Source organism: Nostoc sp. DSM 114160 (assembly GCF_053470305.1).
Genome location: NZ_JBPFGO010000003.1, coordinates 335,454 through 351,763 on the forward strand (window position 1 = coordinate 335,454; position 16,310 = coordinate 351,763).

Consider the following 16,310-nt stretch of genomic DNA (forward strand, 5'->3'; position numbering starts at 1 on the left):
ATTGTAGAGACGGCGATTTATCGCGTCTTTAATAAATCCCAGAGAAATTGTTTCCAAAGTACCACCTCCGATTTTAGAGTGTTGAAATAACTCAAATAGCTATCTGAAGGCGAGATATGACAACAAACTTTAGTCGGCGTGAATTTATCTTGCTTGGTTCAGCAGGGTTTGGTACCAGCTTCCTGCTGCAAGCTTGTAGTAATCAAACGCCACCAACAGCGATAACAAAGGGTGGTGCTGAAGGATTTAAAATAGCGATCGCTCTCCCTGGAGTGATTACCGATAAAGGCTGGAATCAATCTGGTTATGAAGGAATCAATCTCGCAAAACAAAAGTTAGGCGCCCAAACCGCCTATGTCGAAAAAGTAGCACAAGCAGATCAAACAGAAGTATTAACAGATTTTGCTCGTAAAGGCTACAATCCGATCTTTGCGCATGGCGGACAATTTGATGCCGCAATTGAACAAGTCGCTTCACAGTTCCCCAACACATTTTTTGTGGGAGTAAATGGTAATCTCAAGACTGAGAATATTGCTTCTTTACGAATAGATCACTTACAAGCTAGTTATTTGTGCGGCATTATCGGTGCTTCTGTGACTAAATCTAATAAATTAGCTTATATAGCCGGAGAGAAGTTTCCCGCTACTGAGGGAGAACTGCGGGGATTTGAATTAGGCGCAAAGTCTGTTAAACCAAATATCCAAATTACCTCTACTTTTACAGGTGATTGGAATGATGTTGCTAAAGCTAAAGAAGCGACTCTGGCAATAATTTCTTCCGGGGCTGATGTCATCTATCAATGGTTAGATAATGCCTCAGCCGCAGTTTTACAAACAGCAGGTGAAAAAGGAGTATATGCTTTTGGTAACACCAAGGATCAATTAGATGTTGCACCAAAAGCTGTTTTAACCAGCGCTGTCAAACGCTTAGATTTAGCTATTGCTTACATAGCAGAATTAGCTAAACAAAAACAAATCAAAGGACAAATATATACAATTGGTTTAGAAAGAGCAGAGATATTATTTTTAGGGCAATTCGGAGCAATCATACCGGAAGCAGTTAAGCAAAAGGTATTGAATGCAAAGCAAGAGATTGTTAATAAAAAAATCGTTTTTGAAGATTGCAAAGAGGCTGGTAAGGATACGCGCTGTGTGAAGAAAGCAACAACGTAGGTTTAGCAGACTATATTAAAAACAGGAATAATTGTCTTTGTAGAGACGGCGATTTATCGCGTCTGTCTAATGCGCCAGTATTTTAGACGCGATGAATCGCGTCTCTACAATGGGGGCTTATCCCCAAAAACTGGATCTGACTTGTGTGTACACCTTAGCTTTACAAAGGGGTGGGGTTGGGGGTGGATGTTAGGAAATTTTGCAAGAGGTATACTACAGTCCTCAACGAGCTATCAGTTTTGCGAATATGAACTATTTACGCTTAAACAATATTACCAAACGCTTTGGGTCTTTTGTTGCAAACGACAACATCAACCTCTCTGTTGCATCTGGAACCATTCATGCAATACTAGGCGAAAATGGTGCAGGCAAGAGTACTTTAATGAATATTATTAGTGGACTCTATCAACCTGATGCTGGTGAGATTTATCTCCAAGAACAACCAATAAAAATCACTTCACCAAATGAGGCAATTAAATTAGGGATTGGCATGATTCACCAACATTTCATGCTTGTACCAAAATTGACTGTTACAGAAAATATCATCTTAGGAATGGAGAAAACTTGGCGGCTAAATCTAGAAGATAAACAGCAAGAAATCGCCGCCTTATCCCAAGCTTATAAATTAGAAATTGACCCCACTGCCAAAGTTGAAAATTTATCTGTTGGGGCACAACAACGGGTAGAAATTCTGAAAGTTCTCTACCGTCGAGCAAAGTTGTTGATTCTTGATGAACCTACAGCAGTTTTGACACCGCCAGAAGTAGAATCATTGATTGCTATTTTGCGCCAATTAGCAGCCGCAGGCAATACAATCATTTTTATCAGTCATAAATTAGAAGAGGTAATGAATCTCTGTGATTCAGTCACAGTTTTGCGTCAGGGAAAAGTAGTAGGAACAACATCAACTGAAGCGGCGACACCTCAGCAGTTAGCAACATTAATGGTAGGACGGGAAGTAGCTTTCCAGTTAAATAAAAGTCCGACATTACCAGGAGAAATCATCTTATCGGTGCAAAATTTACAAGTTGTTGATGAAAGAAATATTCTTGCTGTAAATAACGTATCTTTTGAACTGCGGGCGGGAGAAATTTTAGGAATTGCTGGTGTCGAAGGCAATGGACAGCGAGAATTAGCTGATGCGTTGGCAAAGCCCGTCGCAGACATCGCTCTTGTGCGAACTATTAAACAGGGTAAAATTGAGTTTAAGTCCAAACATTCTTCAGTGGGCTATATCCCAGAAGATAGGCAGACAATGGGATTGGTGTTGCAATTTAGCATCGCCCAAAATTTGATTTTAAAAGCTTTTAAATATCTGCCATTTTGTCGCCGTTTTTTGTTACAACCAGAAGCGATCGCAAATCGTGCCCAAGCTGCAATGCAAGAGTTTGACATTCGGGCGAATAGCATTGATATCAAGGTAAGTCAGCTTTCGGGAGGAAATCAACAAAAAGTGGTGTTAGCGCGAGAACTGGCGCAAACACCAGCTTTAATTATTGCCATGCAACCCACCAGGGGGTTAGATGTCGGCGCGACAGTAGCCGTGCAGTCTCGAATCTTAACAGAACGCGATCGCGGTGCCGCAATTTTGTATATTTCTACTGAGTTAGAAGAAGTGATGGCAATGAGCGATCGCATTGCCGTAATCTACAGAGGTGAGTTTGTGGCTATTTTGGATGCAGCCACGGCGAAGGTAGCAGAAATTGGTTTGTTGATGGCTGGGGGAACACCCAGAGAGTAAAATGCCGAGTCTTTATATCATCGGTGGTGCAAATGGTTCGGGAAAAACCACCGTATCGATGAGTTTGTTACCAAATTTTCTAGACTGTTTTGAATACGTAAATGCAGATGCTATTGCTGCTGGACTATCTCCATTAAATCCCGATTCAATGGCTATGGAAGCAGGAAGATTAATGATTATGCGACTGCGGACGTTATCTAATTCCGGTAGTGATTTTGCTTTTGAAACGACGCTAGCAGCTAGAAGTTTTGCACCTTTTATTATTGATTGTAGAGCAAAAGGCTACACAATTAACTTGATATACTTTTGGTTACAAAGCGTTGACTTGGCAGTAGAACGAGTAGCAGCAAGGGTTGCTAGTGGTGGACACTCGATTCCAGAAGATGTTATTCGTAGACGCTACCAACAAGGGCGAATAAATTTGATTTCTTTATACTTACCTTTGTGCGATCGCTGGATTATCTATGATAACTCTAACAATGATACTAGGTTAGTAGCTGAGTATCGTCGTGGTCAACAACTTGTTGTTTATGAAAATGCAATTTGGAATCAAATCAGAGGACAGGAAAATGGCTGAACAAGAATTAGAGCTTTTATCAAGCAAAATTGATGCTGGAGTCAAAGCCGCAATTGCAGCAGCGATTGAAAGACATCGTAAGCTTGGGCAATCAATTAGTATTATGCAAAATGGTAAGGTTGTGACTTTAACTGCTGATGAGATTGCAGCATTTCAAAATCAGCAGAACACTCAAAACAAAATTAACCTGATAGATGTCTGATGAATTGTTCAATTTGATTCAACTTTGAGGAGTGAATGAACTGCATAAAAAATCATATCTCCAAACCTAAAGATCGCAACTAATTGCATGAAATTCCTGTTACCAATCCTATCACCGCTAATTGCCATTGCCTCCGCCCTGATCGTCGGTGCTATCCTGATGCTAATTGCTGGGGCAAATCCCATCACTGCATACAGCATCTTATTTCAAGAATCTCTCTCTACCTACTTTGGATTTGGTAACACCCTCACCAAAATGACACCGCTATTGTTTACCAGTTTAGGCGTATTAATAGCATTGCGGGCTGGGCAATTTAATATCGGTGGAGAAGGACAAATTTATCTGGGTGCATTGGGAAGTACTTTAATTGGGTTATACGTGCAAGGATTACCTGCGGTGATTCATATTCCCTTAGCACTTTTAGCAGGATTTTTCTTTGGTGCAGTTTGGGGTTGGATTCCTGGTTATCTCAAAGCAATGCGGGGAGTGAATGAGGTAATTACTACATTGTTGCTTAACTATATCGCCGTGAATTTAGTTAGCTACCTCGTCCAAAATCCATTAATGGCAACAGGTGCGCCTAGTCCTTATTCGCCATTAATTGCTAAAACATCGCGTTTGCCGATTATCTTACCACAAAGCCTGGCCCATGCTGGTATTTTATTCGGTTTAATTGCCGCAGGTATTTTATGGGTATTGTTAGTGCGATCGCCACTAGGTTATCAAATTACAGCAGTAGGATTTAACCCGATTGCCGCCCGTTATGCCCACATATCTGTTGAACGTACCATTATGCTGGTGATGGCTGCTGCGGGTGGTTTCGCTGGGTTAGCTGGAAGTTGCGAGGTGATGGGGTTGAAATATCGGCTATTTGAACAAGTTTCCCCAGGTTATGGATTTGATGCCATTGCGATCGCTTTTTTAAGTCGTGGTAGTGTAGTCGGTGTAGTCTTAACTTCTTTGTTTTTTGCAGCGCTTCGCAGTGGTGCAAATGTGATGCAGCGTAGTGCAGGTGTCCCGGTAACTGTAGTTTACGCGATTCAGGGGTTTATGGTGTTATTTATTGCGATCGGTTTGGCAGTCGAAAGAGAAATAAGAGTAAAAACGCAAAGGGGACGCAAAGGTTTAACGCAGAGGAACACAAAGAAAACTCTGCGATACTTTGCGCTTCCCTCTGCGTTCCTCTGCGTTTAAAAAAAATACTACCAATTCAATTAATGATTGCAACATATCCTTGGGTAAAGACGCGATGAATCGCGTCTCTACAATGGTATAACTCTATGGATAATCTCAACTTCTTCTCTGATTATTTAATAGCTACCTTACGTCTAGCCGTCCCCTTAGCATTTGCAGCCCTTGGAGGATTGTACTCGGAACGATCGGGGGTGTTAAATATCGCTTTAGAAGGAATGTTGCTTACAGGTGCTTTTACTAGTGCTGCTGCCACTTTCTACACAAATAATCCCTGGCTTGGTATCCTGGCATCCTTGATTGCGGGGGGATTAGTCGGACTACTCCATGCTGTTTTGTGTGTAACTTTGCGTGTCGATCAATTGGTATCTGGGCTAGCAATTAATCTTGTCGCAGCTGGGTTAACATCGTTTTTAGCTCGATTAGTGTTTAATGGCAGTAGTACGCAGCAGTTACCTGGAATTGGGACAATTATGATTCCTGGTTTAGCCAATATTCCCCTGATTGGGCCGCTACTATTTCAGCAAGATATTTTAGTATATTTCTTATTTATCTTAGTTATTTTAACTACATACCTTTTATTTAAAACTAGCTTTGGGCTGACATTGCGGGCAGTGGGTGAATCTCCGAAAGCTGCTGACACGGCAGGAATTTCCGTACCATTTGTTCGTTATATCGCTGTAGCGATCAGTGGCACTCTTGCAAGTTTCGGAGGTGCTTATTTAACTCTGGTACAAGTAAGATTTTTTGCCGAGGGGATGAGTGCAGGTAAAGGATTTATTGCGATCGCCGCATTAATTTTTGGCAGATGGCATCCTATAGGTAGTGCTTTGGCTTGTTTGCTGTTTGGGGCTACAGAAGCTTTACAACTGCGAATTCAGGCATTAGGGGTAAATATTCCTTACCAATTTTTAGTCATGCTACCTTATGCGATCGCTTTATTGGCATTAGTAGGTAAGCTGGGGAAATCTACACCCCCGAAAGCTTTAGGTACTCCCTACTTTGGAGAAAATCGCCACTCAGACTAATATTAGGAAAAGCAAATGGGCGTTAGCACGCTAGCAAAATCAGCACATAATACAATAGACATCTTGCAAAAGTAACAAATGCCAAGATATTGGGGTGCATATTAAAGGTTACTGGGTTTGGGAAAATTCTAAACCTTTACCCTTTTACCCTTAACCTTTTACCCACTTCTGCAAGAAGTCTAATAGCTAGCGTCCCCCAAAAGCCACTCATGCCGCAAAATAACCAAACCGCCATCGAATTCCGCGATGTCACCCTTAGCCGCAATCATCGCCCATTGGTGTCAAACCTCAATTTTACCATTCGCCAAGGAGAAGCACTGGTATTACTTGGGCGCAGTGGTAGCGGTAAAACCACGACAATGAAGTTAATCAATCGCCTATTTACACCTACACAAGGCGAAGTTTTATTTGATGGTATTCCCACAACTCAATGGGATGAAATTAAACTGCGGCGAAAAATTGGTTATGTCATTCAAGAAATTGGTTTATTTCCCCATTTCACTGTCGAACGCAATGTGGGTTTAGTCCCGTCTTTAGAAAAGTGGCAACCGAAACAAATTAAAATGCGGGTTTATGAACTGTTGCAATTGGTAGGCTTAGAACCAGCACAATTCGCCACACGTTATCCGCACGAACTTTCGGGAGGACAAAGGCAAAGAGTCGGTGTAGCCAGGGCTTTAGCAGCAGATCCGCCAGTGTTGTTGATGGATGAACCCTTTGGCGCACTCGATCCAATTACGCGCCTCGAACTGCAACAAGAGTTTCGGCATTTGCAGCAAGAGTTAGGCAAAACAGTTGTTTTCGTCACCCACGATATTCAAGAAGCCTTTGTGTTGGCATCGAGAATTGGTTTAATGTCTGGCGGAAAATTGATAGTATTGGGGACAAAAGATGAATTTATGCGATCGCAACACCCAGAAAGCCTCGCCTTTCTCGAATGTCTGCGTTCTCTGCAAGATACTTTATGAAAAATTTCTTCCTGGTTAAGTATGCACCAGAAATTCTTCAGCATACTCTAGAACACCTATTTTTAGTAGGCATCGCCATTGGAATTGCCATCCTTGTAGGCATTCCATTAGGTATTTTAATTACACGTAAAACTTATCTCCGTCAACCAATTCTTGGCATCGCGAATATTTTCCAAACTATTCCCAGTTTGGCGCTGTTTGGCTTACTCATTCCTATTCCCATAATTGGCGGCATTGGTGCAGTACCAGCAATTGTTGCCCTGATTGTATATTCTTTGCTGCCGATAATTCGTAACACTTACACAGGTATAACTAGCATCGATCCAGCTATTCGAGAAGCTGGGAGAGGTATGGGAATGACAGATAGACAATTGTTATTGCAAGTTGAGATTCCCTTGGCAATGGGAGTAATTTTAGCAGGTGTGCGAGTCGCAACAGTAATTGCCATCGGTATTGCAACTATTGCCGCCGCAATTGGGGCTGGTGGTTTGGGAGTATTTATTTTTCGCGGCATATCAGTAGTGAACGATCAGTTAATTTTAGCTGGTGCAGTTCCGGCGGCAGTAATTGCATTATTGGCTGACTTTGTAATTGGCTGGATAGAGAATAAATTAAAAATTAAAAATTAATGAAGAGATTTTTCACACTTTGCTTTTTGAGTTTTGCCTTGTTATTGGCAATCGCTGCCTGCACGCCGAATTTAAATAGTAGTAGCAGTGGTAATATAGTTGTTGCTTCCAAAGATTTTACTGAGCAAGATATTTTAGGTGAACTATTAGCACAGCAAATTGAGGCGACAACTAATTTAAAAGTAGATCGTCGCTTCCGTTTGGGTGGTTCTTTTATCTGTCATAGTGCGATTACTTCTGGAAAAATTGATGCATATATTGAGTACACAGGCACATCTTTTACTGGAATTTTAAAGCAAAAAGCAATTAATGACCCTAAAGAACTTTATCAGAAGTTAAAACAAATTTATGCCCAACGATTTAATTTAGAAGTCATGCCAACCTTGGGTTTTGAAAACACTTTTGCGATGATTATCCGGGGTGAAGATGCCAAGCGTAACAATATTCAAACTCTCTCCCAAGCTTCTCAATATACACCTCAGTGGCGCGGCGGTTTTGGCTATGAATTTTTGGAAAGGGAAGATGGTTTTCCGGGATTAGCTAAAACCTATGGGTTACTTTTTGCTAAACCTCCCCAAATTATGGACTTGGGTTTAGTGTATCGTGCTTTGATTCAAAAACAAGTAGATATGGTGGCGGGTAGTTCCACAGATGGGCAGATTTCCCGCTTGGATGTAGTGGTGCTAAAGGACGATAAAAAATATTTTCCTCCTTATGAAGCTGCACCAATTGTTCGACAAGAAACTTTAAAAAAATATCCCGAATTAAGAACAGCGATCGCTTCCCTCGCTGGCAAGATTTCAGCAGATGAAATGCGGCAATTAAACTATTTAGTTGAGGGAGAATTACGTAATGTTAAAGATGTTGTCCAGGAGTTTCGGAAATCGAAGGGATTATAATAATTCGTAATTGGTAATTTTGGCATTTGTGCTTTTTGCACTCTTGGGAAAAAGGGTAAAGGTTAAAGGGGAAAGGGACTTTTGCAGAACCTTTTCCCCTTTTCCCGACAAATGCCAAGAAGTCTATTGTACTACTGTTGTCCATGTAAATAGTTTCTTAACCACTTAATGACTTCACTTGTTGTTTGTTCATTAGCTCTTTGGAGACATTGCTGCACAATTTCTCTAACGTTAGGAAAGTAGCTGCTTTCTGTAAGTGCATAACTTTCTCCCTGCAATCGATAAATTAATAACTGATTATTCTTTAATATCCAAACTTCTGGCACTCGATAAGGCAAGAAATCATTAACGTCAGTGTAGCTTGTCACATCTATTTCAATTGCTAAATCTGGTGGTGGATCTGACTCCCAATTAATTCTTTTTTTGCCTACTACTGCTCTGGAATTTTCAATATAAAAGCAAAAGTCTGGTTCAATACCACTAATTTCTGGCAAGCTCATGGTAATGGGCGTAAATGATTCGTATGCACGGTTTAAATGATCCAGCAAAACCTTAGCAATATCTGCTAGCAAACTCGCATCTCTTCCATGCTCTGGTAGCGGTGCCATCAGTAAAATTTCTCCTTTGCGATATTTAATGCGAGGCGAGGAGCGATCGCCTAGTTGCTGACTCAATACTTGATAGTCTTTCCAATCTCCCAAAAGCTTCAACACTGCGCCAGGTGGTAACTCGATTCTTTCTGGTGTAATTACGGTATCCATAACTAGCTCACATTTTAAATATTGGCACAGACGTGTTGGCAAAGCCTCTCGTAGAGAAGCGGCTTGTCGCCAGACATCGCATTACATCAAGGATAACGATTAAACAACCACAAAATTAATGTTCGTTAGTGACAACCCAGGAGATAATTCGGCAAATTGTACTTGAGTAAATGCGCCTGCACTACCATCAGAGTCAAAGAACAATGCACCTGTAGTGGAGTTATAAATAAATCGTTGGAGAAGAGTGGTTATCGTTGCCACCGCCACCAGTTAGGGTGTCATCGTAGTAATCTGAAGCGCCCTGTAGGGTGTCGTTACCGCTGGTTCCAATGATAATTGCCATAAGTTTTTCCTACCTGAATCGATTTTTGGAATAACTTTAGTTGTCAATAATCATAGAATATGGCCAAGATTGGTTTTGAATTACTTGCGTATCCTCTTGGGCAAACGCAAGGGCATCTCCAGGGCGAAGCAAGCAAATCGGTACAGGAGAAACGATCGCTCCATCTTTGCGGGTTCCAGAGCGCACACTTGCTACCTGGCAAACATGCTCTGGGGTTGGATCGACTGCCATAATGTGTGCTTGCGATCCATCAAGACAAGGGCCAAGACCGCGCTGCCAATACCAAGGCGCACCGCCATCAGAGTACGGTACAATTCGTTTAGCATTCCAAATTTCCGCTACATCAATTAAATCATCGGCATCGCACATCATCTTTTGGCGGACTTGCCAGCTGTTCTCCGGCACAAAAGGAAGATAGCGAGCGACTGATGAAAAGAGATACTGAATCGGATACAGTCCGAAACCTCGATATCCACCAAATAAAGTATCAAGAAAACCATAACGCTCTAAGGCTACGGCTGCGAGTTTTTTGACATCTCCTAGACAGTCACTCCCTGAATCTGCGGTGAGCGCAACACGGCGATCGCAGTATTCAATGAGGTAAGTGTTGCCCGCATTGCGAATCTCTGGGTGGAGGGCTTGAGCAACCGTTGGCTGTTCCCCGTAGAAGGGCAGGGCAATCACTCGCATTCCACCAATTCGAGTTTCGTCAAACCAGCGTAATGTGTGAATATTCTCAAATCCAAGCTGACGCAGCCGCAACGCCATATCAATTGCCAGTACAGATTCTCGCTTCACTTCGGGAACAAAGATTGGTGTGTTAGCAACAACTCGCAGCAAGGTTCCTAAATCAAAATGATCGGGGTGAGAATGGGTGATAAATATTGCATCGGGTTGTCCCATTTCCTCTAAGCTGAGGGGTTGGTAGTTTGGCGGATAAACTTCAGACTTGGGCAACAGAAATGGATCGAAGAGAATGCTAAAGTTGCCATCACTGAGCCGGAGGGTGGAGTGACCGACAAAAGTGGCATGGCCTAGTTGCGGCTTGACGGATAATTCGTTGACTTCAACCAGTGCGCCATAATCACCCAATGCGTTCCATAACTCGCGAGCAATGGTTGTAGTTGGAGCATTACTTCCTTGTTGCCATTCTCCCAGATACAAAGCAAGCTCAGATAGGAGATTGGAAGATAATTTTGGGATGACGATAGTTTCGCCAATATTGCGTTCTAGCTCAAGGGCTACGGGTTTAACGGCTTTGGGATCGGGATATAGCCAATCTTCCAAGAGGATATTAGGACGCTGATACAAATCCGCCAGACCACCCGGAACCATTGTCTGTGCCAGTAATTCACGTGCATGAGCCACCACATTTGCAAGACCATATCGACTACGGTGTGCTGTGATGCTGGCGCAGTAGCGACGGATGGTGATGTCACATTGTCCAGTCACAGCACTACCAAACTTGGTTTCGTCCTGATAGATGAGTTGAAATTTAATGTTACTGCTTAATCTTTGACGTATCATAAGCAAGTTAATAATTAAAAATTAAAAGTCTACAATTTAAGATTAGCCCTGATCTAAAGTACCTTAGGTGTACACACAAGTACCTTAGTTGCATCGACCTGTTCGGTTAAGCAAGAGACGCGATAAATCGCCGTCTCTACAAAGAATTGATTGTTGTAGAGACGGCGATTTATCGCGTCTTTGTCATGTAGAATCTCAATCAAAAAACCTTAACCAAACTGTATTGGCATCGCCCTGCACCGTAGTTGCATTGCCCTGCACCTTTGATGCATTGCCCTGCACCTTTAATGCATCGCCCTGCACCTTTAATGCATCGCCCTGCACCTTTAATGCATCGCCCTGCACCTTAATTGCATCGACCTGCAAAAATTAATTTACCCTACGTTACACAGTAACTCTAAAAGATTTGTGTGTACACGCTAGGTCTAAAGCACGAAATACCAAGCTGTACGCCTGTTCCTCCTTTCTTAGAACTTACGCAAGACATCTCTAAAACTCTTATTCTCCTCCGTGTCCTCTGCGTCCTCTGCGGTTCGATTTTCCTAAGTCCTGTTTCTTTTTCAGCCAGCCACCTTCATAATCGACATTTCATCTCTACGCGATGACCACCCATGTTCGGCACGAGCAAAGGGTAAGGCAAGTTCTGCCATATAATGCTGCCCTTTAGAATCAAGTAGCCAAGGTTGATTGACTAACTCTTCTACAATTAACCATCGGGTGTGTTTTTGTAAGTCTTTTTTGAAAAAGGACTCTAGGGCTAAAGGGCTGTCCCGATGTAAAAGCAGTGAAGGCTTATCCTCTATTTGCAGATTAAGCAGCATCGGCCAGCCATACTCAGCAGCTAATTGCTGCCATCTGGCAAAGCGCTCTATTTCAGTCAATTGGGCGAGTTCTGCTAAGACTTGCCCACTCAAAACTGTCCGCCGAGGACGGACGATCGCTTCTTTTGGTAACTGAATACGAGGAGTAAAACGAGGTACAGTCAGTTCAATCTGCATCGGCACTGTGGCAGCGCGAAAGATTGCCATCGGGTTATCTTGAAAGGTAGTCCAAAGTAACTGCTCAGAGATGGGGTCGCGAGCATTAACCGCAGCCAAGGAAAACCAAAACACTGCAACAGGTTTTAGTGAAGCCGATCGCAATTTTAAAAAAGGCAACTGTGTTTTGGGATCTAGAAAGATTTCTGCATCGACTAGGGATAAACTATCTTGACTCGCGCCCCACAATTCAATAGGAAGAATGTTGAAATTGGGACGAGCTAAAACATTTGGGTTTGGCTCAAAGGGACTTTGTAATTCTGCAACCTGAATTTGATGTTGGCTGGCTAAACAGTCAAGCTTCTGTTGAAACCAAGAATATAATAAATTATTTCCATTAAGTAAGTCTTGAAATCGGGCAAAGATTGGCACCGGATCGTCACTAATCCCGTGAACTACCAGTTGGAAAGACTCAAATACACCCGCGAACAAGCAACCAAAAGGAGCTGTGGACAAAGCCGACTTTGGCGAATTACTGCTGGATTGGAGAACGACTACCTCTTGATTTTGCAACAGCGATCGCTCCCACGCCTCCAACCGGGTGATGACTTCAGGATGGCGATGAGCTGTTCTCATTTCGGAAACCAAGGTAGATTTGAGATTTCCAAGTGCAATACCCGCCGCAAATTCCTGTTTCAGTCGCTCACGAAACGCCATCCGCATTGCTGAAGCTGGACTCGCGCCCTGAATCCAGCAACGCTCGTAGTCTGCGAGTGTTTCCAGTAAAATGTTTTGCTGCGCCTCATCGATGGCAATGCGAAACGGTAGCCCTAAATCACAGTGCAGCACTAGATCGGATAGCTGAACGAGTGAAACACCAAGGGCTTGGGCGAGTTCTTGAATATAAGTCTTTGCTTGTTGTAAATTATCTGCAAGTGCATCTAGAGACAGGAAATCAAGTTTTGCTGCCAGAGTATCGCAAAGGGAATGCAATTCTTGGATAGCGCTGTTCCAAAGACCGCGATCCGGCTCAATCAGCTTGTCTGCTGCAACTGCTAATGCTTCCCAACAATTTTCAAATCGCTGGGGTAGGTCAAGTCCGCCTAAAAGCACACCTCCATCAATGAAGAGATGTAGAATATCTTGTATTCCGGCTGTATAGTTCCAACCAGGTGAGGCTGCCACTGTTTTGCTTAGTTCGTCTAATGTCCCTAGCTCCAATTTGGTCAGTTCTTCCAAGAGGATGTCTACAATTTCCTGAGACTCGATTTCCCGCTGCTCAACTAACCCATCTGGAGTGCGTCCCCAAAACCGCCAGGAACCATCTGCTTGTCGCTTCAAGGTAGGATTCAATCGCCAAGTTGCACGTTGACGATAAATTGAACGTTGAGCTAGCGATCGCAATATTGTTTGAAAAGCACGGAGGTCAGGTGTAAATGAATACTGAGCCGCTGCTTGATTATGCTGTGCTGTCTTGGTAAACTCAACTAAACTCACACCAGCCCATAAACCATAAGGTGTAGTTCGTCCCGCAGCCCGCGCTAGGTAACGATACAGCGCCGTCTCCAGATGGCGAATTTTTTTAGTGCGTTTTCCCTGCCTTGGGAAAGCTACACGCTGCACCTCCGTGACGAGGGAGGGATTAGATAATAGCAGGGCTTTCATAAACCATGAATCTGCTGCGGTCATCTGCCAAAGCTGCTGGCGATCGTCTTCATGTACCTGTTGATAGGCTGTTGCATATTCTTTCCAGATATCAGCATCCTTTGTACGGCTGGCTGCTAACGCTAGACTTGCGAGTTCTTGATTGCCAAAACCTTGAATACTCTCAATTGGCCAAGCAGCAGCCCGCAAGATGCCAACAGGGGCAAACTCAAATTGTTTACTGGGATGATTCATCAATCAAGAATTTTGGATTTTAGATTTTGGATTTTAGATTTGTTCTCGCGTTGAAATTACCTTGCTCTGAGACCTTTTTAAATTTTGGATTTTGGATTTTAGATTTTAGATTGACCCCAGCAATCAAGTCAGGGCTGCTGTCAATTAATTTTAGATTTTGGATTTTAGATTTGTTCTCGCGTTTAAATTATCTTGCTCTCAAACCTTTTTAAATTTTAGATTTTGAATCCAAAATCCAAAATTTAAAATCTAAAATTCCGCGAGCGAGCTGTAGCCACCCGGCGATGATTGGCGAGCAGTGGCGCGATCGCCCTAGTGTAATGTTGCTCCAACTTCAGTACTGCGGTAAAATCTCGCATTACAGCTGAGTATCCTTCAAGACTCAATCCTGCTTCCTTTAACCATTGCTCTGTATCTTCGCCATCGAGCAAATCAAACTGCTCTCGAAAAGAGTCAGACATTGTTTGAATTTCCGCATCAGAAATCTTCAGCCCCAAACGCTCTGCTTCTTGAACTGCTAAATAAGCCAGTAGGACTTTTTTGCTCATCACTTCTTCGTTCTCACCTAAGCGGGTGAGAATCTGAATATCATTGGTACTTTCAAGGGAATTTGATGCTTTCTCCAACTCACCATCAGCCAATTCCGACTCAACGAGAGAAGTTTCTCCAGTACCAAAATGACGCAGATAATAAGTAAGTGGGTCTGATGGGAAATCTTCGGGTGTTTTCGGCCACTTAGGAGACTCGAAACGATTATTGCGTACACAGACGACCTTTTCATAACTACGAGCTTCACCCGCCAGCCAAAAAATTAGCCCCGGCATTTTACCCGTCATCACATCGTCAACAGCTTGTCCGGCGATGTGGGTAAAGAAGTTTGCTTCTGGATGCTCACCCGCTAACACGGAAAAATCCTCTAAGCGGAAATCAATGGCATAATTTAGCCGTTCTCCATCTCCAGCATGAACCACCAACTGCCAAACAACTTGCTCGGCGGGGAAACTAGCCCAACTGCTATCAGCTTGTTTGACTTTTTGTTTGAGCCATGAAATAAAAGATCCTGCTAGCAATGCATCCAGTTTTCGTTGCAAAGTACGCCGTTCTTCAGGTGTGGACAATCCTGTAAGAGTGCTGATATCGATTGGTTCCCAACGCAACTCAAAAGATGGCTTTGCCCGAACAAAATGAGATGATTGTTCGTGTCGTTGCGGGGATTGCCCAGATCGCAGTTCGATCGCATCACCAGGACGCACCGTTATTGCTCGCTCTGGGGAACCAAGCCGACGCTGCAACAAGCGAACTGTTTCTTCTGAACTTAAGGGAAAGGCATAGCGGTTAAACCAGGCGTGGCGACCACTAAAGCACAAACCGGAAGCATAAGGGAAAACCAAACCAGGGTTGCAAGCACACGCTGCTTCCAACCAACTAACTACCCCTTGTCTATCGAAGGTTGCTCCCATACCGTGCTGATAGCCCATGCTGGCACGCACTACTGGCTGATACTTGGTTGAAATTAGATCGATCGCACCGTATTCTTGGGTGATTCGTTCGCCAATTTCCGCCGTTACTTCTGCATCTGCCATGTGCCAGAATGTGCCAGTTGCATCTCGAACTAACAGCCCAAACTCCGGTTCTTCGTGGTCTGAAGGCGTGGGGAGCAAGTAAGTTTGTCCAAGGGCGATCGCTTGCCAAGGCTGACAGATAATTATTTTTGAGAACCCAATTTTTTGCAGCTGTTCGACTAATGCCGGTTCATCCGCAGTAATTACGGGCAGTTCGCGCGGCAGTTTCTGGAGTGTTTCTAGGTGAAAGTGATCGAAGTGTCCATGAGTTACCACCAAAGCTGTTAAGTTTGGCAGTTTGTCTAACTCAAATACTCGACCAGGATAGTACGTAAGCGTACCCTTGACGAGTGTATCCGAAAAGCATGGATCGAGCAAGATGCGTTGATCGATCGTTTCGATGTATAAAGCAGCATGACCACAGATAGTGACACGCATGAGAATTGTTTCCGTAGCTGGTACTGTCAAAAAATCCTAGCCGATTTAAACAGCAAAAGATGGAAATGTTTAAAGAAGTTAAGAACTAAATATCAATTGCTAAGATTGGTAGCAAATAATTCCTAAATTCCATTAAGCTTGCATACTCTAATATAGAGCATTACTGAGATTAGATATAACACTTCTCGTTTGTATGCAATACACTTTGACCTCACTTTCTCTCCTACCTCTCCCTAGCCCTCTCCTCTTAGGAGAGGGAAAAGGAGCAGCTTTTATTATTGGAGAGGCTTTGAATGTTACTCCCCTTCCCTTATAGGGAAGGGGTTGGGGGTTAGGGTCTGTATTGAACTCAACCCAGAAGCGCTAAAGTTCTCATTAACATTTCTGGCCATAGGT

The 16,310-nt window shown here is 43.1% G+C and carries 16 protein-coding genes; 9 read left to right on the forward strand and 7 right to left on the reverse strand.

The features are described from left to right. Window positions 1-116 precede the first annotated feature (116 nt). The 9 genes from NSTCB13_RS26640 (at window position 117) to NSTCB13_RS26680 (ending at window position 8,407) form a co-directional block, all read left to right on the forward strand. A complete protein-coding gene (locus NSTCB13_RS26640; protein ID WP_445627317.1) occupies window positions 117-1,172 on the forward strand; it encodes a BMP family protein in 1,056 nt (351 codons plus the stop codon). 247 nt (window positions 1,173-1,419) lie between these two features. Continuing rightward, a complete protein-coding gene (locus tag NSTCB13_RS26645; protein WP_448274380.1) occupies window positions 1,420-2,913 on the forward strand; it encodes an ABC transporter ATP-binding protein in 1,494 nt (497 codons plus the stop codon). 1 nt (window position 2,914) lies between these two features. Beyond that, window positions 2,915-3,490 (forward strand): zeta toxin family protein, encoded by a 576-nt coding sequence (locus NSTCB13_RS26650; RefSeq protein WP_448274381.1) that lies wholly within the window; start codon window positions 2,915-2,917, stop codon window positions 3,488-3,490. Beyond that, the gene (locus NSTCB13_RS26655) at window positions 3,483-3,692 is read left to right on the forward strand and encodes a hypothetical protein (protein ID WP_445627314.1); all 210 of its coding nucleotides are present in this window, start codon (window positions 3,483-3,485) and stop codon (window positions 3,690-3,692) included. The genes NSTCB13_RS26650 and NSTCB13_RS26655 overlap by 8 nt, the downstream gene beginning before the upstream one ends. Window positions 3,693-3,779: 87 nt before the next feature. Continuing rightward, window positions 3,780-4,886 carry an ABC transporter permease gene (locus NSTCB13_RS26660; protein WP_448274383.1) on the forward strand — a complete coding sequence of 369 codons (1,107 nt, stop codon included), beginning with the start codon at window positions 3,780-3,782 and terminating at the stop codon, window positions 4,884-4,886. A gap of 86 nt (window positions 4,887-4,972) precedes the next feature. Then, a complete protein-coding gene (locus NSTCB13_RS26665) occupies window positions 4,973-5,911 on the forward strand; it encodes an ABC transporter permease (RefSeq protein ID WP_448274385.1) in 939 nt (312 codons plus the stop codon). 209 nt (window positions 5,912-6,120) lie between these two features. Continuing rightward, window positions 6,121-6,879, forward strand: a complete 759-nt coding sequence (locus tag NSTCB13_RS26670) for an ATP-binding cassette domain-containing protein (protein ID WP_445627310.1) — start codon at window positions 6,121-6,123, stop codon at window positions 6,877-6,879. Beyond that, window positions 6,876-7,508: an ABC transporter permease gene (locus tag NSTCB13_RS26675; protein WP_445627309.1), complete on the forward strand. Its 633-nt coding sequence runs from the start codon at window positions 6,876-6,878 to the stop codon at window positions 7,506-7,508. Before NSTCB13_RS26670 ends, NSTCB13_RS26675 begins: the two co-directional genes overlap by 4 nt. Next, window positions 7,508-8,407: a glycine betaine ABC transporter substrate-binding protein gene (locus tag NSTCB13_RS26680; protein WP_448265843.1), complete on the forward strand. Its 900-nt coding sequence runs from the start codon at window positions 7,508-7,510 to the stop codon at window positions 8,405-8,407. Before NSTCB13_RS26675 ends, NSTCB13_RS26680 begins: the two co-directional genes overlap by 1 nt. Before the next feature lie 131 nt (window positions 8,408-8,538). Here the strand turns inward: NSTCB13_RS26680 and NSTCB13_RS26685 are convergent, their stop codons facing one another. From NSTCB13_RS26685 to NSTCB13_RS26715, 7 genes are all read right to left on the reverse strand, one after another. Beyond that, the gene (locus NSTCB13_RS26685; RefSeq protein WP_448274387.1) at window positions 8,539-9,168 is read right to left on the reverse strand and encodes a Uma2 family endonuclease; all 630 of its coding nucleotides are present in this window, start codon (window positions 9,166-9,168) and stop codon (window positions 8,539-8,541) included. 99 nt (window positions 9,169-9,267) lie between these two features. Further along, a complete protein-coding gene (locus NSTCB13_RS26690) occupies window positions 9,268-9,429 on the reverse strand; it encodes a hypothetical protein (protein ID WP_448274388.1) in 162 nt (53 codons plus the stop codon). After that, window positions 9,389-9,511, reverse strand: coding sequence for a hypothetical protein (locus NSTCB13_RS26695; protein WP_448274390.1), 123 nt, complete (start codon window positions 9,509-9,511; stop codon window positions 9,389-9,391). Before NSTCB13_RS26695 ends, NSTCB13_RS26690 begins: the two co-directional genes overlap by 41 nt. Before the next feature lie 36 nt (window positions 9,512-9,547). Then, window positions 9,548-11,038, reverse strand: coding sequence for an MBL fold metallo-hydrolase (locus NSTCB13_RS26700; RefSeq protein ID WP_448274392.1), 1,491 nt, complete (start codon window positions 11,036-11,038; stop codon window positions 9,548-9,550). 195 nt (window positions 11,039-11,233) lie between these two features. Then, a complete protein-coding gene (locus tag NSTCB13_RS26705; RefSeq protein ID WP_448274394.1) occupies window positions 11,234-11,404 on the reverse strand; it encodes a hypothetical protein in 171 nt (56 codons plus the stop codon). Window positions 11,405-11,598: 194 nt separating this feature from the next. Next, window positions 11,599-13,914 (reverse strand): lantibiotic dehydratase, encoded by a 2,316-nt coding sequence (locus tag NSTCB13_RS26710; protein WP_448274396.1) that lies wholly within the window; start codon window positions 13,912-13,914, stop codon window positions 11,599-11,601. 242 nt (window positions 13,915-14,156) lie between these two features. Continuing rightward, window positions 14,157-15,914: an MBL fold metallo-hydrolase gene (locus NSTCB13_RS26715; protein ID WP_448274398.1), complete on the reverse strand. Its 1,758-nt coding sequence runs from the start codon at window positions 15,912-15,914 to the stop codon at window positions 14,157-14,159. Window positions 15,915-16,310 lie beyond the last annotated feature (396 nt).